The sequence below is a fragment of the Streptomyces sp. NPDC044064 genome (genome assembly GCF_056434245.1).
In genome coordinates this window covers 87,642-103,942 of the sequence record NZ_JBWKFN010000013.1, presented here as the reverse complement: position 1 = coordinate 103,942, position 16,301 = coordinate 87,642, and the positions used below count along the sequence as shown (strand labels likewise).

General features: G+C 72.9%; 15 protein-coding genes. 4 read left to right on the top strand and 11 right to left on the bottom strand.

The genetic code is table 11. From position 1 onward, the window contains the following. Positions 1-211: 211 nt before the first annotated feature. The 3 genes from AC07DS_RS22080 to AC07DS_RS22070 form a co-directional block, all read right to left on the bottom strand. Complete coding sequence (locus AC07DS_RS22080) at positions 212-1,501, bottom strand: ribonuclease D (protein ID WP_479147683.1); 1,290 nt, start codon at positions 1,499-1,501, stop codon at positions 212-214. Positions 1,502-1,737: 236 nt separating this feature from the next. Further along, the gene (locus tag AC07DS_RS22075) at positions 1,738-2,397 is read right to left on the bottom strand and encodes a response regulator transcription factor (protein WP_061914881.1); all 660 of its coding nucleotides are present in this window, start codon (positions 2,395-2,397) and stop codon (positions 1,738-1,740) included. A gap of 300 nt (positions 2,398-2,697) precedes the next feature. Next, on the bottom strand, positions 2,698-3,375 hold the full coding sequence (locus AC07DS_RS22070; RefSeq protein ID WP_479147680.1) for a DUF3000 domain-containing protein: 678 nt from the start codon (positions 3,373-3,375) through the stop codon (positions 2,698-2,700). Between the two features lie 110 nt (positions 3,376-3,485). On the opposite strand from AC07DS_RS22070, the gene hemE reads away from it, so the two are divergent. Next, the gene (gene hemE / locus AC07DS_RS22065) at positions 3,486-4,553 is read left to right on the top strand and encodes a uroporphyrinogen decarboxylase (protein ID WP_479147678.1); all 1,068 of its coding nucleotides are present in this window, start codon (positions 3,486-3,488) and stop codon (positions 4,551-4,553) included. 25 nt (positions 4,554-4,578) lie between these two features. Here hemE and AC07DS_RS22060 read toward each other — a convergent pair whose 3' ends face one another. Beyond that, complete coding sequence (locus AC07DS_RS22060; protein ID WP_479147675.1) at positions 4,579-5,403, bottom strand: rhomboid family intramembrane serine protease; 825 nt, start codon at positions 5,401-5,403, stop codon at positions 4,579-4,581. 115 nt (positions 5,404-5,518) lie between these two features. On the opposite strand from AC07DS_RS22060, the gene AC07DS_RS22055 reads away from it, so the two are divergent. Next, positions 5,519-5,782, top strand: coding sequence for a hypothetical protein (locus AC07DS_RS22055; protein WP_479147887.1), 264 nt, complete (start codon positions 5,519-5,521; stop codon positions 5,780-5,782). Positions 5,783-5,870: 88 nt separating this feature from the next. Here AC07DS_RS22055 and AC07DS_RS22050 read toward each other — a convergent pair whose 3' ends face one another. Both AC07DS_RS22050 and AC07DS_RS22045 read right to left on the bottom strand, forming a co-directional pair. Continuing rightward, complete coding sequence (locus tag AC07DS_RS22050; RefSeq protein WP_479147672.1) at positions 5,871-7,265, bottom strand: FAD-dependent oxidoreductase; 1,395 nt, start codon at positions 7,263-7,265, stop codon at positions 5,871-5,873. A 27-nt stretch (positions 7,266-7,292) separates the two neighbouring features. Continuing rightward, positions 7,293-8,246 (bottom strand): DUF4349 domain-containing protein, encoded by a 954-nt coding sequence (locus AC07DS_RS22045; protein ID WP_479147670.1) that lies wholly within the window; start codon positions 8,244-8,246, stop codon positions 7,293-7,295. A gap of 159 nt (positions 8,247-8,405) precedes the next feature. On the opposite strand from AC07DS_RS22045, the gene hemG reads away from it, so the two are divergent. Next, positions 8,406-9,938: a protoporphyrinogen oxidase gene (hemG, locus tag AC07DS_RS22040; RefSeq protein ID WP_479147668.1), complete on the top strand. Its 1,533-nt coding sequence runs from the start codon at positions 8,406-8,408 to the stop codon at positions 9,936-9,938. 5 nt (positions 9,939-9,943) lie between these two features. After that, entirely contained in the window at positions 9,944-10,675 is a 732-nt protein-coding gene (hemQ, locus tag AC07DS_RS22035; RefSeq protein WP_479147665.1) for a hydrogen peroxide-dependent heme synthase, read from the top strand. On the opposite strand, the gene AC07DS_RS22030 is transcribed toward hemQ, so the two are convergent. The 5 genes from AC07DS_RS22030 to AC07DS_RS22010 all read right to left on the bottom strand — a co-directional run bounded on the left by AC07DS_RS22030 (position 10,672) and on the right by AC07DS_RS22010 (position 16,273). Beyond that, the gene (locus AC07DS_RS22030; protein ID WP_479147663.1) at positions 10,672-12,306 is read right to left on the bottom strand and encodes an alpha/beta hydrolase; all 1,635 of its coding nucleotides are present in this window, start codon (positions 12,304-12,306) and stop codon (positions 10,672-10,674) included. The two genes, hemQ and AC07DS_RS22030, sit on opposite strands and share 4 nt — an antisense overlap. A 149-nt stretch (positions 12,307-12,455) precedes the next feature. Beyond that, complete coding sequence (locus AC07DS_RS22025; protein WP_479147660.1) at positions 12,456-13,241, bottom strand: TIGR04222 domain-containing membrane protein; 786 nt, start codon at positions 13,239-13,241, stop codon at positions 12,456-12,458. A 96-nt stretch (positions 13,242-13,337) separates the two neighbouring features. Then, complete coding sequence (locus AC07DS_RS22020; protein WP_479147657.1) at positions 13,338-14,105, bottom strand: DUF4142 domain-containing protein; 768 nt, start codon at positions 14,103-14,105, stop codon at positions 13,338-13,340. A 147-nt stretch (positions 14,106-14,252) separates the two neighbouring features. Continuing rightward, positions 14,253-15,560: an MbnB/TglH/ChrH family RiPP precursor modification enzyme gene (locus tag AC07DS_RS22015; RefSeq protein ID WP_479147655.1), complete on the bottom strand. Its 1,308-nt coding sequence runs from the start codon at positions 15,558-15,560 to the stop codon at positions 14,253-14,255. 104 nt (positions 15,561-15,664) lie between these two features. Beyond that, a complete protein-coding gene (locus AC07DS_RS22010) occupies positions 15,665-16,273 on the bottom strand; it encodes a TIGR03086 family metal-binding protein (protein ID WP_479147654.1) in 609 nt (202 codons plus the stop codon). Between the last annotated feature and the right edge of the window lie 28 nt (positions 16,274-16,301).

Here is a 16,301-nt window from a genome sequence, read left to right as displayed (position 1 = left end):
CGCGCGCTCAGGCCCCATGCTACTTATGAGTAACGTAGCTGCCCAGTCCCGGCGGCGGGAGCGGCGAACGTCACATTCCCGGTGGCGCCGTCGAGCCCCGCGGGGTCCTCCGCATGCCCTCCCAGGATCTTGGCGTGATCTCGACGTCCCTGTTCCGCTTCCGCGGCCCGTACCGAGACGGTTTCGCGTGAGGAGCGGCCTGGCGCGCCGCTCAGGCCTCCTTGGCCGACAACGCCGCCACCAGCACCGGCGTGACCTGCTCCACCTGCCAGGCCCGCGCGCCGTAACCGGCCAGCGCGACCTCGACGGATCCGGCGTCCACCACCTTCGGCGGCTCCCAGCAGATCCTTCGCACGGTGTCCGGGGAGACCAGGTTCTCCTGGGGCATGTTGAGCTGCTCGGCCAGAGCCGACACTCCCGCGCGGGCTGCGGACAGCCGAGCCGCGGCGGCGGGGTCCTTGTCGGCCCAGGCCCGCGGCGGGGGCGGCCCGGCGACCGGCTGCCCGGGCTGCGGCAGCGCGGAGTCCGGCAGGGCCTTGGCCCGGTCGACCGCCGCCTGCCACTGCTCCAGCTGTCGCCGCCCGACCCGGTGCCCGAACCCGTTCAGCATGGCCAGGGCGTGCGCGTTGCCCGGCAAAGAGAGCGCGGCCTCCACGATGGCCGCGTCCGAGAGCACCTTGCCCGGCGACACATCCCGCCGCTGGGCGATCCGGTCCCGCGTCTGCCAGAGCTCCCGCACGACGGCCAGCTGCCGGCGCCGGCGCACCTTGTGCATGCCGGACGTGCGGCGCCAGGGATCCTTGCGGGGCTCGGCGGGCGGAGCGGACGCGATCGCGTCGAACTCCTGGCGCGCCCAGTCCAGCTTGCCCTGCCGGTCCAGCTCCTTCTCCAGGGCGTCCCTGAGGTCGACGAGGAGTTCCACGTCCAGGGCGGCATAGCGCAGCCACGGCTCGGGCAGCGGACGGGTGGACCAGTCGACGGCCGAGTGCCCCTTCTCCAGGACGAAGCCGAGGACGCCCTCGACCATGGCGCCGAGGCCGACCCGGGGGAACCCGGCCAGCCGCCCGGCCAGCTCGGTGTCGAACAACGATGTCGGCATCATGCCTATCTCGCGCAGACAGGGCAGGTCCTGGGTGGCGGCGTGCAGCACCCACTCGACGCCGGACAGTGCCTCGCCGAGACCTGACAGGTCGGGACAGGCGACGGGGTCGATCAGCGCGGTACCGGCGCCCTCGCGGCGCAGCTGCACCAGATAGGCGCGCTGGCCGTACCGGTAGCCGGAGGCGCGCTCGGCGTCGACGGCGACGGGGCCGGAGCCGGCGGCGAAGGCCGCGATCACCTCGGCGAGGGCGTTCTCGTCGGTGATCACCGGCGGAATGCCCTCGCGGGGTTCGAGAAGTGGCGTCGGCGCCCCCGTCACAGAAGATCCGGCGTCGTCCGGAGGAGTGCCTCCGGTGGTGCGCAGGGCGCTGTCTGCTGCGGTCTCTTGGGCGTCGGTCACCTGTCAAGGGTATCCGTGTGTGGACAGCGCCCGTCGACGGAACGTTCCGTCGACGGGCACCGGAGGGTCGTAAACCAGTCAGGCCGGTGAAACTCGCGGTTCACATGAGTGAACCAGCGGCTCCGCCGAGCGGTTCGGCGGCGGTGTCGGTCAGGGGCTCAAGGGCTTAGCGGTTCAGGGGGGGATCGGGGGATCGGGGGCGGGGAGATCGAGGACGGGGGTGGAGGGGGCAGGGCTCAGTGGATGATTCCGGTGCGCAGGGCCACGGCGACCATTCCGGCCCGGTCGCCCGTGCCGAGCTTGCGCGCGATGCGGGCGAGGTGGCTCTTCACGGTCAGGGCGGACAGGCCCATCGAGACGCCGATGGCCTTGTTGGACTGGCCTTCCGCGACCAGACGCAGCACCTCTACCTCGCGTCCTGACAGCTCGCGGTAGCCGCCCGGGTGGCTCGGGGCACCCGGGGGGCGGCGGTGCATCCGGGCGGCGGCACCGAGGGGGGCGGCGCCGGGCCGGCTGGGGAGTCCGATGTTCGTCCGGGTGCCGGTGACGACGTAGCCCTTGACCCCGCCGGCCAGGGCGTTGCGGACGGCGCCGATGTCGTCGGCGGCCGAAAGGGCCAGCCCGTTGGGCCAGCCCGCGGCGCGGGTCTCGGACAGCAGGGTCAGGCCGGAGCCGTCGGGCAGGTGGACGTCGGCGACACAGATGTCGCGGGGGTTGCCGATGCGGGGACGAGCCTCCGCGACGGACGAGGCCTCGATGACGTCGCGGACACCGAGCGCCCACAGATGGCGGGTGACGGTGGAGCGGACGCGCGGGTCGGCCACGACCACCATGGCGGTCGGCTTGTTCGGGCGGTAGGCGACCAGGCTTGCGGGCTGCTCGAGGAGAACGGACACCAGGCCTCCTGGGGTGGGGGGACGGGGCCGGCTTGTGGGGATGAAGCCGGGACGAACCGTGCTTTGAAGGTCACAGTCGTCTTCGGCAGCAAACGCGTCCGCCTTTAGAGAATGATCACGATCTAGTGAGTAACAATCCGTGCAATTCAGACACGCGATCGATCATCCGAAGATCGAGTCGGTTCGGGCCGGTGCGATTCGAGTGCGGAAAGTGGCCGTATCGACAAAGAGATGGTCAACAAGGGGTCCATGAGGATTACGGAGCCCTGTGAGGAGTACGTCGATACGGCCGGGATCACGTCACCGGGACTGCGGACCCCTGCGCTGCGGCAGGGTCACCACCGAGGCGTCGCCCGGCCCGGCCGGGGGCAGCCCGCCGATCTGGGCCAGCAGATCGCACCACGAGGCCAGGTGGCCGGCGGTGTCCGGCACTCCGCCCAGGCCCTCGCGGGGCGTCCAGGAAGCCCGGATCTCGATCTGCGAGGCGGCAGGGCGCTCGGACAGACCGCCGAAGTAGTGCGAGCTGGCACGCGTGACGGTGCCACTCGGCTCGCCGTACGTCAGCCCGCGCGCCTGCAGCGCACCGGTCAGCCACGACCAGCACACCTCCGGCAGCAGCGGATCGGCCGCCATCTCCGGCTCCAGCTCCGCGCGCACCAGCGTCACCAGCCGGAACGTACCGTGCCAGGCGTCGTGCCCGGCCGGGTCGTGCAGGAGCACCAGCCGGCCGTCGGCCAGCTCCTGCTCGCCGTCGGCCACCACGGCCTCCACCGCGTACGCGTACGGCGCCAGTCGCTGCGGAGCCGGCGTCGGCTCCACCTCGACCTGCGGCCTCAGACGCGCGGCCCGCAGCGCATCGACCGCGGCCCGGAACGCCGGCGGCCCCTCCGCACCCGCATGCCCCTCCGCCTCCGCGTTCCCCTTCGCGTCGTCCATTCCGCCAGCGCCGTCCGACAGTCGTCCCTGAGCCGCAGCCATGCGGGGAAGAGTAAGGGGAACCGGGGCTTTGTGCAGGGCAACACACCCCGTGCCCGATGTTGCCGTGGCCACGTGCGTTCCGCTCGACGGCGCCGTGCGAGACTTGCCCCGTGACCGCCAATGACGCCTCCACGGGCCAGCAGCCGACAGCCACGTACGACAGCGCCTTCCTCAAGGCGTGCAGGCGCGAGCCCGTGCCGCACACCCCCGTGTGGTTCATGCGTCAGGCCGGCCGCTCGCTGCCCGAGTACCGCAAGGTGCGTGAGGGCGTCCCCATGCTGGAGTCCTGCATGCGGCCCGAGCTGGTCACCGAGATCACGCTGCAGCCGGTGCGCCGCCACAACGTGGACGCGGCGATCTACTTCAGTGACATCGTCGTCCCGCTCAAGGCGATCGGCCTCGACCTCGACATCAAGCCCGGCGTCGGCCCGGTCGTCGAACAGCCGATCCGCACCCGCGCCGACCTCGCCCGGCTGCGCGACCTCACCCCCGAGGACGTCCCCTACGTCACCGAGGCGATCGGACTGCTCACCCGTGAGCTGGGCTCGACCCCGCTGATCGGTTTCGCGGGCGCGCCTTTCACCCTCGCGAGCTACCTGGTCGAGGGCGGTCCGTCGCGTACGTACGAGAACGCCAAGGCGATGATGTACGGCGACCCCGAGCTGTGGGCCGACCTGCTGGACCGCCTGGCCGACATCACGGCCGGCTTCCTGAAGGTGCAGATCGAGGCGGGCGCCTCGGCCGTCCAGCTCTTCGACTCCTGGGTCGGCGCGCTGGCCCCGGCCGACTACGTGAAGTCCGTGATGCCCGCTTCGGCGAAGGTGTTCGACGCCGTCGCCGGGTACGGCGTCCCGCGCATCCACTTCGGTGTCGGCACCGGTGAGCTGCTCAGGCTCATGGGCGAGGCCGGTGCGGATGTCGTCGGCGTCGACTGGCGCGTCCCGCTGGACGAGGCCGTCCGCCGTGTCGGCCCCGGCAAGGCGCTGCAGGGCAACCTCGACCCGACCGTCCTGTTCACCGACAAGGACACCGTCGAGGCCAGGGCGCGCGAGGTGCTGGACGCGGCCGCCGGTCTCGAGGGCCACGTCTTCAACCTCGGCCACGGCGTGCCGCCCAACACCGACCCGGACGTGCTGACCCGGCTCGTGGACTACGTCCACTCGGCGAGCGCCCGCTGAGCCGACCCGCTCGGAGGGAGCCCCGTCACCACACCTGACGGGGCCGGGCCTGCCTGCCGAACAGCAGGCGGGGCGGCTCCGGGGGCGGCGGGGTGCCGGGCTTGAGCGGCCAGGCGAGCAGCATGCCCGCCACGAAGCCGACCACATGGGCCGCGTAGGCGACGGTCCCGGCACCGGAGACGCCGTGCCCGGAGGAGTACACCGCCTGCAGGGCGAACCAGAAGCCCAGCACCAGCCAGGCGGGCAGCCTGAGCGGCAGGAAGACCAGGAACGGGACGAGGACCCACACCCGCGCCCTCGGATACAGCACGAGATAGGCGCCGAGGACTCCGGCGATCGCCCCGGAGGCGCCGATCAGCGGGTCGTGCGAGGAGTCGTTGAGCAGCGCGAAGCCGTAACCGGCCGCGTAGCCGCAGACGACGTAGAAGAGCAAGTAGCGGATGTGGCCCATCCGGTCCTCGACGTTGTTGCCGAAGATCAGCAGGAAGAGCATGTTGCCCAGCAGGTGCAGCCAGCTTCCGTGCAGGAACATCGCGGTGAACACGGACAGGGGCGGGGACTTGTGATAGCGGGCCGGTCCCACCACGCAGCCCGGGCCGTGCGGGCCCACGCCCACGCCGCCCGTCGGGACCAGCTGTGGCAGCTGATGGTGGATCAACTCCCTTGGGACCGCCGCGTACTGGTCCATGAACGCCTGCAGATGGCACAGCTGCGCCAGATCGCTGCCGCCCGCCACGGAGCCGGCTATGCCGGGCATGGCGAGGAAGACGAGGACGTTCGCTGCGATGAGCGCGTACGTCACGTAGGGCGTGCGGCGTGCGGGGTTCACGTCATGGACGGGGATGACCACACAGAAGTAGTGCCCGCGATGCGGCGCGCGAACCGGTGAACGCGGCCGGGCGGGCCCGCGTATCTGTTCTCAACCGACGTGAGGACAGGCGATGGAAGCTCCGCAGGTTTCGGCGATGCATGCTCTGCCCGATGGTGAGGCCGAGCTGTCTTTGGTGGTGAGGCTCCCCTGGGAGGACGTTGCGCGGCTGGGCCAGGAGGCGGGGCGGCTGGCCTCGCAGATGCAGCGGCCCGTGACGCTGGACGAGGCGGTGAGCCATCGGCTGCGGTCGACTCGGACGTCCGCCTCTCACGCGAAGCCTTCGGCCGAACAGCCCGCGGCCGTGACGTCGAGTGCGGGTGTCACCTCATTGCCGCGGCTCAGCACCGGGACGGCCTAGGCGCGTTGCGGGGCGCGGGTGATCCGCGGCCGGTCGCGCCCGTGCGGCGGAGCCGTACATCCCCGCAGCCCCGCGCCCTGCAGGTCGGTCACGTCGCCCGTACCTTCGATGTGGCCTTTCTCGCCGCCACCAGTACCGGGTCCCACACCGGTGAGAAAGGCGGGGCGTAGCCCAGGTCCAGGGCTGTCATCTGTTCCACCGTCATACCCGCGGTGAGGGCCACCGCCGCGATGTCGACCCGCTTCGCCGCGCCTTCCCTGCCGACGATCTGGACGCCGAGCAGGCGGCCGGTGCGGCGTTCGGCGAGCATCTTGACCGTCATGGGCGAGGCGCCGGGGTAGTAGCCGGCGCGACTGGTCGACTCGATGGTGACGGTCTCGAACTGCAGGCCCACGCGGTGGGCGTCCTTCTCGCGCAGGCCGGTGCGGGCGATCTCCAGGTCGCAGACCTTGCTGACGGCCGTACCGACCACGCCCGGGAAGGTGGCGTAACCGCCGCCGGCGTTGGTGCCGATGACCTGGCCGTGCTTGTTGGCGTGGGTGCCGAGCGGGACGTACTGCTCCTGCCCGGAGACCAGGTTCAGCACCTCGACACAGTCGCCGCCCGCCCAGATCTCCTCGTGGCCACGCACCCGCATCGCGAGGTCGGTGAGCAGGCCGCCGTGGGCGCCGAGGGGGAGGCCCGCCGCCCGGGCGAGCGTGGTCTCCGGGCGTACGCCGATGCCGAGGACCACGATGTCCGCCGGGTACTCGGCGTCCTCCGTGGCCACCGCGCGGACCCGGCTGTCCTCGCCGGTGAGCAGCTTGGTGACTTCGGCGTCGTTCACCATGGTGATGCCGAGTCCCTCCATGGCCCGGTGCACCAGGCGGCCCATGTCCGGGTCGAGCGTCGACATGGGTTCGCTGCCGCGGTTGACGACGGTCACCTCGTAGCCGCGGTTGATCAGCGCCTCGGCCATCTCCACGCCGATGTATCCGGCGCCGACGACGACCGCGCGCCGGCCGCCCGTGTGGACCAGCGAGTCCAACAGGGCCTGGCCGTCGCCGAGTGTCTGCACGCCGTGCACACCCGGGGCGTCCGCGCCGGGCATGTCCGGGCGGATCGGGCGGGCACCGGTCGCGATCACGAGTCTGTCGTACGACACCCAGGACTCGTCCCCGGAAGCGAGGTCACGCGCGCGTACCCGACGGCCGGCGACGTCGATCTCCGTGACCTCCGTCCGCATCCGCAGGTCGATGTCCCGCGCGCGGTGCTCCTGCGGTGTGCGCGCGATCAGCCGGTCCCGCTCGGGCACGTCACCGCCGACCCAGTACGGGATCCCGCACGCCGAGTAGGAGGAGAAGTGGCCGCGCTCGAAGGCCACGATCTCCAGTTCGTCCGGCCCCCGCATCCGGCGCGCCTGCGACGCCGCGGACATCCCCGCGGCGTCACCGCCGATCACGACCAGCCGTTCCCTGTCGCCCCGCCCGCTACTCATGCTCATGTGAACACGCTAGAGGGCGAGATCATTTCAGTCCTCGTCGGGCGCGCTCGACGGGTCCGGAACCGGGCGGGTCCGGGGCAACGGGGCGGTGGTCGGCGCCGCGGGTGCGGGCTGGGCGTGGCGCGGCCGGCGGGGGCGTACGACGCGCAGCCACAAAAGCGCCAGCAGTGCCGCGAGCGCGGCGAACGGCAGGACCGCGCCGAGCGCCAGGGCGATCCAGCGCAGCATCGTGACGAACACGTGCCAGCCGCCCGAAACGGCGTCCACGAAGCCGGGGGTGTCGTCCCCGGCGGCCCTCTTCACGGGCGTCTCGGACAGGGCCAGGGTGATGGTGGCGAGGCCGGTGCGGTCCTTCAGGGACGCCTGCTGCGCGAGCAGCGCCTCCAGGTCCGCCTCCCGGCTGCTCAGCTCCCCTTCCAGGGTGACGACGTCGCTCAGCTTGGTCGCCTTGTCCATCAGCTCGCGAATCCGGGCCACGCTGGTCCGCTGCGACTTGATCCGGCTGTCCACGTCCACGACCTGGTCGGTGACGTCCTGCGCCTTCGCCGTGCGCTCGACCAGCTTGCCGGAGCCCTGCAGGTCGGCGAGGACCTCGTCGTACTTCTCGGTGGGCACGCGCAGCACGACCCGGGTCTGCTCGTGGCCCTCGGCGTCCCGGCTGGTGCTCTCCTTGCCGACGTAGCCGCCCGCGGTCGCGGCGGTGGTGCGGGCCGCCTCCAGCGCCTTGGGCACGTCCTTGACCTCGACGGTCAGGGAGGCGGTGCGGATGATGGCGCTCGGGATCGGCCTGGGCGCTCCCGGGGCCGACTTGGCGTCCTCCGCCTTGGCCCCGGCGGCGCCCGCCTGCGGTGCCGGGCGCCCCGCGGCGGACTTCGAGTCGCCCGAGTCGTCCGCACCGCTGCACCCGGCGAGCGCGAGGGCGGCGGCGAGCAGGACCCCGGCCAGGACCTGGACGGAACGTGCGGAGTGCGGTGTGCGCATGGGCGGACCCCCGATGACGGTGACTTGTGACGACGCTCCTTCGACGCCGGTGCCGCGGGGAACGTTGGATCGCGTCGGTTCCGATGCGGTCACGGTCCGGACTCGTCCCGGCTCCGGGCCTGGGGCGGGGGTGCCGGAGAGGTCTGAGAGAGTGGGGCCATGAGCGCAACGGGTACGCACGCGGGGCACGCCGTCGTCGTCGGAGCCGGTATCGCCGGGCTGGCGGCGGCCCACCGGCTGCTGGAGCGCGGGCTGCGTGTGACCGTCCTGGAGGCCTCCGGCCGGGTCGGCGGCAAGCTGCTGCCGGGCGAGATCGCGGGCGTAAGGGTGGACCTGGGCGCCGAGTCGATGCTCGCCCGCCGGCCCGAGGCGGTCGCCCTGGCCCGCGAGGTGGGCCTCGCCGAGCAGCTCCGGCCGCCGGCCACCGCGACCGCCTCGATCTGGACGCGCGGCGCCCTGCGCCCGATGCCCAAGGGCCATGTGATGGGCGTCCCCGGCACGGCCGGCGTCCTGGCGGGTGTCCTGTCCGACGAGGGCCTGGCCCGCATCGAGCGCGACGCCGCACTGCCCCGCACGGAGGTCGGCGACGACGTGGCCGTGGGGGAGTACGTGGCGCAGCGGCTCGGCCGCGAGGTCGTCGACCGCCTGGTCGAGCCCCTGCTGGGCGGGGTGTACGCGGGCGACGCGTACCGCATCTCGATGCGCTCGGCCGTCCCGCAGCTCTTCCAGGCCGCCCGCACCCACGACTCGCTCACGGCGGCCGTCCGCGACATCCAGGCCAAGGCCATCGCCGCCCAGCAGACCGGGCCCGTGTTCATGGGCATCGAGGGCGGGGTGGGCCGGCTGCCGCTCGCGGTCGCCGAGGCGGTGCGGGCGCGCGGCGGCGAGATCCTGACCGGCACACCGGTGACGGAGCTGCGCCGGACCGCGGCGGATCCGGGCGTCTCGGACGGGGCGCCGGACGGCGTGGCCACGGATGCGCACGAGGATGCCCGGGCACCGCGGCCGGACGCCGCGTGGCGCGTCGTGGCCGGTGACCGCGTGCTGTACGCGGACGCGGTCGTCCTCGCCGTCCCCGCCCACACTGCCGCCGGCCTGCTGCGCGCCGAGGCCCCGGCCGCGGCCGCCGAACTCGCCACCGTCGACTACGCCTCCATGGCCCTGATCACCCTCGCCTACCGGCGTTCCGGCCTCGCTCTCCCCGAGGGCAGCGGCTTCCTGGTGCCGCCCGTCGACGGCCGCACCATCAAGGCGTCGACCTTCGCCTCCCAGAAGTGGGGCTGGATCGCGGACGAGGACCCGGACGTGGTGGTGCTGCGCACCTCGGTCGGGCGTCACGGCGAGACGGAGATCCTCCAGCGCGAGGACGCCGAGCTGGTCGAGGTCTCCCGGCACGACCTGCGCGAGGCGACCGGACTGGCCGCCGTGCCGCTGCAGACCCGGGTGACCCGCTGGACCGACGGCCTGCCCCAGTATCCGGTGGGCCACCACGCGCGCGTGGCCCGCATCCGCGAACACGTCGCCGAGCTGCCGGGCCTCGCGGTGTGCGGCGCGCAGTACGACGGCGTCGGCATCCCCGCGTGCATCGCGAGCGCCTACGCGGCGGTGGACCAGCTGGGCGGCGACCTGAGCGGGGTCCGCGAACTGACGGCCAACCCGGTGCAGAGCCTGCACGGCGGAGCGGGAGAATAGGGACCATGAGTGACGACGCCCCCACCACCGAGTCCGGCAGGGTCCCGAACAAGGGCAAGCTGGCCAAGGACCTCAACGAGGTCATCCGCTACACCCTCTGGTCGGTCTTCAAGCTGAAGGAGGTGCTGCCGGAGGACCGCGCGGGTTACGCCGACGAGGTCCAGGAGCTGTTCGACCAGCTCGCCGCCAAGGACGTGACGATCCGCGGCACCTACGACGTCTCCGGCCTGCGTGCCGACGCGGACCTCATGATCTGGTGGCACGCCGAGACCAGCGACCAGCTGCAGGAGGCGTACAACCTCTTCCGCCGCACCAGGCTGGGCCGCCACCTGGAGCCGGTCTGGTCGAACATGGCGCTGCACCGCCCCGCCGAGTTCAACCGCTCGCACATCCCGGCGTTCCTCGCCGACGAGACGCCCCGCAACTACGTGAGCGTCTACCCGTTCGTGCGCTCCTACGAGTGGTACCTGCTGCCGGACGAGGACCGCCGCCGCATGCTCGCCGACCACGGCAAGATGGCCCGCGGCTACCCGGACGTGCGCGCCAACACGGTCGCCTCGTTCTCGCTCGGCGACTACGAGTGGGTGCTCGCCTTCGAGGCCGACGAGCTGTACCGCATCGTCGACCTCATGCGTCACCTGCGCGCCTCGGAGGCCCGCATGCACGTCCGCGAAGAGGTTCCGTTCTTCACGGGGCGCCGCAAGTCCGTGGCCGACCTGGTCGCCGGGCTCGCCTAGCCGGCCTTGCCCTTCAGGGAGTCCCGCAGGGACTTCCTGGGGGCGTTGTCCGCAGGCGCCTCGGGCTGCGGTTCCGGGCGCGGCGCGCACGCCGTGTGCCGCCCCGGGAGCCGGCCCTCCAGCAGGTAGGCGTCCAGGTGCGCGTTGACGCACCGGTTCGGGCCGCCCCCGATCCCGTGCGTGCCCGCGTCCCGCTCGGTCACCAGCACCGAGCCGGCCAGCCGCCGGTTCATCTCCAGCGCCCCCGCGTACGGCGTGGCCGCGTCCCGCTCGGCCGCCAGGATCAGCACCTGCGGCAGCTCACCGGGTCCGGTGCGCACGTCCAGCGGCTGCTGCCGGGGTGCCGGCCAGTAGGCGCACGGCAGGTTCATCCACGCGTTGTCCCAGGTCTCGAACGGCGCCACGCGCGCGAGCCGTGTGTTGTCCCGGTCCCACACCTTCCAGTCCGTCGGCCAGGCCGCGTCGTTGCACTCGACGGCCGTGTACACCGCGCTGCCGTTCTCGGCCTCGGTGGCCGTCTCCGGGCTCGGCGCCGCCAGCCGGACCAGCGGCTTCGCATCGCCCTTCAGATACGCCGACAGCGCGGCGGCCCGGCTCGGCCAGTAGTCGTCGTAGTACCCGGCGCCGAGGAACACGTTCTGCAGCTGCCCCGGCCCGACCTTCCCGTCCGCGGCCTTCGCGGCCAGCCGCCCGCGCGCGGTGTCGTAACTGCGCTGCACCTTCGCCGCCGTGTCGCCGAGCCGGTAGACGTCGTCGTGCCGGGCGACCCACTCGCGGAAGTCCGTCCAGCGGTCCTCGAACGCGGCCGACTGGTCGAGGTTGTCGCGGTACCAGACCTTCGCCGGGTCCGGGTCCACCGCCGAGTCCAGCACCATCCGCCGTAGGTGCGAGGGGAACAGCGTCGCGTACACCGCGCCGATGTAGGTGCCGTACGACGCTCCCATGAAGGTCAGCCGCTCCTCGTCCAGCGCCGCCCGCAGGACGTCCAGGTCACGGGCGTTGTTGAGCGAGTTGTAGAACCGCAGCCTGCCGCCCGACCGTTCGCCGCAGCCGCGCGCGTAGGCCTTCGCCTGGTCGATGCGCTGCCGCTTGTACTGCTCGGAGGGGTGGGTCGGCGACTGGGTGGGTCCCTTGAAGAAGTGCTTGGGGTCCACGCACGACAGCGGTGCCGAACGGTCCACCCCGCGCGGGGCGTAGCCGACCAGGTCGTAGGCGGCGGCGATCCGCTTCCACTCGGGGAACGTGCCGATCATCGGGAAGTACATGCCGGACGCGCCGGGGCCGCCCGGGTTGTAGACGAGGGCGCCCTGCCGGGGCACCTTCCGCTTGCTGTTGTGCGGGTCCTTGTGGGTGGCGCGCACCCGGCTGACGGTCAGCTCGATCTGCTCGCCGTAGGGGTGGGCGTAGTCCAGCGGAACGCTCACCGTGCCGCACTGCAGGCCGGCCGGCGCGTGCATCTCGGCGGCGCACTTGGCGAAGTCGATCCCGGCCGTACGGGCGCGCGCGGCGGCCACCGCGGCCCCGTGCAGCTCCGTCGCGCCGGGAACGGCCGGGGCGCCGCCCGCCGGGGCCGCGGCCAGGGTGGTCAGGAGCAAGGAACCGGCGGCCGAGTACAGGGCGGCAGCTCTCATCGCGTATCCCTTCCGCGCGCGGCGGCGATGGCACGGCTGCCACGGCCCCGGCGACGACAGAAGGGATGTTTCGTTCGGTCGTCGGTGAAGGCAAGCACCGCCCGGCGGGTGTCGCGGTCAATGCCCCCGATGCGCCCCCGGGCCCGGCCTCACTCCCGCCAGGGCTGGTCGCGGTGGGTGAAGGCCGCTCGCAGTTCGGGCTCGCCGATCGCGCGGACACCGCGTACGGCGACGGAGGTGAGGAAGGAACGCTCGTCACCGTCACCGGCCGAACGCCGGGGCAGCGCACCCAGCAGCCGCTGTCCGGCGGGGGAGGCCCAGCGTGAGTACGGATGCACCTCGACCCGGGCGATGGCCAGACAGCTCAGGGTGAGGATGAGCGGCAGCGCGAACCACAGGGCGACGAGGAGGCGCGGCATGCCGGTCTGACCGGGCATCAGCAGCGCGGTCAGACCCAGCGCCGACACGACCAGTGCGGCGCCGCGCACCTGGCGCACTCCCGCCGCCACGGTCGTACGCGCGCCGTCCGGCACCGCGAGTCCCGCGCGCACCAGACCGTCGGCGAGCCGGAGTACGGCCTCCGCACCGGCGGCGGCGGCCCGCACCGGCGCGATCCGGGACTGCCCCTCGGGCCCTATCGCCCCTATGACGGACTGCTCCATCTCGTCGTGGCCCCGCGGGTCCACGACCGTGGCCCACCCGGTGTGCGCGAGCAGCAGCCGCCGCTGCCGGGCCATGGACACCATGGTCACGTCGGCGACGCGTGCCGGGCCGCCGGACAGGAACGCCGCCTCGTACAGCGTCAGGGCACGACCGTGGTCCGCGGCGGTGCGGTCCGTGTCGACAGCCACGGCGCGAACGGCGGCCAGGCACAGCCGGGTGCACGTGATACCGGCGAACGCCCAGGCCAGGAGCAGCAGAAGGACCCAGAACATGACGTGTTTCTATGCCAGGGGCCTGGGAAACGCCATGCCTTGTTCACCATCCGGACCGAGTGTTGCAGGTCTGTGACGTTCCGTTTTTCCCGCAGGTCAGGGGCTGTTCGTCGGGGGTGGGCCGACGGCGGCGGGCGGCAGGGAGTACGTCGCCGACGGCGAGGGCGCCACCGGAACCGCGGAGGCGGGGTCGACCGCCGGGGGAGTGGGTACGGGGGAGGCGGACGCCGCGAGGTCCCGGGCGAGCGCCGAGAAGTCGACGTACCCGGTCGCCTCCAGGATCTTGATGTGGTCCAGCACGGTCGCGTTGGCGTCGTCGGCCAGGTCGCGGACCAGGGTGTTCTGGGTGCCGGCGCGGACCTGGGCGACCAGGGAGAAGACCCGGCCGTGCGCGAGGCGCAGGATGCTCGTGAACTTGCGGTCGAAGTCCTGGCCCTGCGCCGAGTTCAGGGTCACGAGCCACTGCCTCTGCTGCTCGTTGGGCTCGTCGGGCAGGGGGATGCCGAGCTGGGTGGCGACGGTGCGGACGTGTGCGTCGAGGGAGGTGTGGCCGTTGATCAGGTGCTGCCCGGCGTCGCGTACGGCCTGTGTGGTCCCCTTCCGCTCCGCCATCTGTCCGGCGGGCAGCTCCCACAGGCCCGCGAGCCGGACCTTGGTGACGAGGTCCCGGTCCTGCGCGGACAGCGGGCCGTACGGGGTCGTCACGGTCTGTGTGCTGAGTGTGTTCGCGTCGGTCGTGCCCGATCGGTCGGCGTAGGACCAGACCGGAAAGAGCAGCGCTGCGGTGGTCGCCGCCAGGCCCGTGATGATGAGTCCTGTGCCGTTGAATATGCCTCGGCCCTTGATGGGGGGTCGCGGTCGCATGGTGCCTCCTGCTCCGCGCCCCGGGGGTTCGTGCGGCGGGGGCGGGCTTGGCATATTACTTCGGCGTTCGGGGCGACCTTGCACCGCGCCGTCGAGCAGCGGCCCGCGGGCCGGTTCCGGGTGCGTTCCGGCTGGTCGCGCCGCTGTTCAACGTCTCCGAAGCAGTACCTTCGCCCGTGCCGTCAGCCCCGGCGGCCGCGGCGTCGGACCCGACCGGTCCAGCCACCACTCGCGCAGCCGGCGCCGTGCCCTCGCATCCTCCGGGCGCCCGACTTTCAGCAGATGCTCCGCGAAGTCCAGCGCATCCCGCCGGTACCCCCCGCTCATCGGCCGCACCCGCGCGTACGCAAGGAACGCCACCCGGTATCCCTCCCCGAGCAGCTCGGGCAGCTCGGGTGCCACCTTGGCCACGACATCCGCCCGCTTCGCCGCGAGCGCCCGCGCCTGCACCCCCATGCGCACCCGGTCGAACCCCTCCGGCACCGGCGTCCCGGCCACCAGCGAGGACAGCACCGCGGCCTGCGCGACACCGAGCCGCTGCCGGGCCTCGGGCGGAGCCAGGACGGCGACGCCCCCGCCCGGCTTCGCCGTACCACCGGCCGGCGCGGTCGGGCCGGCCGCCATGGCTCCCCGGCCGGCCTTCACGGCCCCCCGGATCGCCCCCAACTCCCGCTCCAGCTCGGCCGGCTCGGGGAAGTTCTCGTCCCGCTCCAGCAGCACCCCGGGCGGCGCGACCCGGGACGCGAGGTCGGTCAGGATGTCGAGCACCGGACGCGGCACGGGGTGCGCGTGGCTGTCGTGCCAGACACCGTCGCGCTCGAAGCCGCCCGCGACATGGACGTAGGCGATGGCCTCCAGGGGCAGCGCGGCGAGCGCCTCGGCCGGGTCCTCGCCCCGGTTGACGTGGTTGGTGTGCAGGTTGGCCACATCGATGAGCAGTCGCACCCCGGTCCGCTCGACCAGCTCGGCCAGGAACTGCCCCTCGGTCATCTCCTCGCCCGGCCAGGAGAACAGCGCGGCGATGTTCTCCAGGGCGAGCGGCACCGGCAGCGCGTCCTGTGCGATCCGCACGTTCTCGCAGAGCACGTCGAGCGCGTCCCGGGTGCGCGGCACGGGCAGCAGATGGCCCGCCTCCAGGTGCGGGGAGGCGGTGAGCGCGCCGCCCGCCCGCACGAACGCGATGTGCTCGGTGACCAACGGCGCGCCGAGCGCCTCCGCCCGCTCGGCCAGCGCCGTCAGCCGGCCCTCGTCGGGCCGGTCCGCACCGCCGAGGCCGAGGGAGACGCCGTGCGGTATCACGGTCACCCCGCGCTCGCGCAGCCCGAGCAGCGAGTCCGGGAGGTGTCCGGGGCAGATGTTCTCCGCCACGACCTCCACCCAGTCGATGCCCGGCATGCGCTCCACGGCGTCCGCGATCTCCGGCCGCCAGCCGATTCCCGTCCCCAGTCGCCGCACCGCTCCACCCCCTCTGTCTCCGAGTGACGGGGGTATGGCCCCGGCGCCCGGCCCCCAACCCCCGCGCCCCTGCCTTCAGAGCAACATTTGAGGTTCGCCGCTCCTCACCCCCGCACCGGCCACTCCTGCGGGACCCGGCCCAGCAGGCGCAACGCCTCCTCCAGGGGCCCGGACCCGGCCGGCACCTCCAGCGCGGGGGCGAAGGCGAACCCCGGCCCGCGCCGGGCAGGGTCGACGGGCACGTGCCGCGCCACGGCGAGCGCGGCGTCGAGCACATGGTCCGGCAGCTCCAGGCGGGCGCCGAGGGCGGCGGCGACATCCCAGGCATGCACCACGTAGTCGATGAGGTGGAAACCGACGGCCCGGCCGCCCGGGAAGGTCCCGCCCAGCTCCGGCAGTGCGAACTCGCGCTCGGCCGCGCCCGGTTCGGCGAAGGCCGCGAGTACGGCGGTGGCGGCCACCCGGTGCACCCCGGCGGGATCCCGCATGTCCTCCGGCTCCCGCCAGTGCGCCGCCTCGTGCCCCGCACCCCGCGCGGCCGCCGCGAAGCCGAGGTGCTGCGCGGTCATGTGTGCCACGAGCCGCCGCAGGCTCCACCCCGCGCACGGAGTGTCCCGCTCCCAGTCCGACTCCTCCGCCAGTCCCACCATCCGCACGGCCTCGTGCACGGCGATGCGGTCGAGTTCCACGATGTCGCTCTCGGTGACGGTCATGCGGACGAGCATAAAACTGTGCGAACGG

What these genes read in the sequence shown, in the direction of transcription:
- AC07DS_RS22070 (WP_479147680.1), bottom strand. Translation starts at nt 3,375, where the DNA reads ATGGCTGCGGCTCAGGGACGACTGTCGGACGGCGCTGGCGGAATGGAC.
- AC07DS_RS22055 (WP_479147887.1), top strand. Translation starts at nt 5,519, where the DNA reads ATGCATGCTCTGCCCGATGGTGAGGCCGAGCTGTCTTTGGTGGTGAGG.
- AC07DS_RS22050 (WP_479147672.1), bottom strand. Translation starts at nt 7,265, where the DNA reads ATGAGCATGAGTAGCGGGCGGGGCGACAGGGAACGGCTGGTCGTGATC.
- AC07DS_RS22045 (WP_479147670.1), bottom strand. Translation starts at nt 8,246, where the DNA reads ATGCGCACACCGCACTCCGCACGTTCCGTCCAGGTCCTGGCCGGGGTC.
- hemG (WP_479147668.1), top strand. Translation starts at nt 8,406, where the DNA reads ATGAGCGCAACGGGTACGCACGCGGGGCACGCCGTCGTCGTCGGAGCC.
- hemQ (WP_479147665.1), top strand. Translation starts at nt 9,944, where the DNA reads ATGAGTGACGACGCCCCCACCACCGAGTCCGGCAGGGTCCCGAACAAG.
- AC07DS_RS22030 (WP_479147663.1), bottom strand. Translation starts at nt 12,306, where the DNA reads ATGAGAGCTGCCGCCCTGTACTCGGCCGCCGGTTCCTTGCTCCTGACC.
- AC07DS_RS22025 (WP_479147660.1), bottom strand. Translation starts at nt 13,241, where the DNA reads ATGTTCTGGGTCCTTCTGCTGCTCCTGGCCTGGGCGTTCGCCGGTATC.
- AC07DS_RS22020 (WP_479147657.1), bottom strand. Translation starts at nt 14,105, where the DNA reads ATGCGACCGCGACCCCCCATCAAGGGCCGAGGCATATTCAACGGCACA.
- AC07DS_RS22010 (WP_479147654.1), bottom strand. Translation starts at nt 16,273, where the DNA reads ATGACCGTCACCGAGAGCGACATCGTGGAACTCGACCGCATCGCCGTG.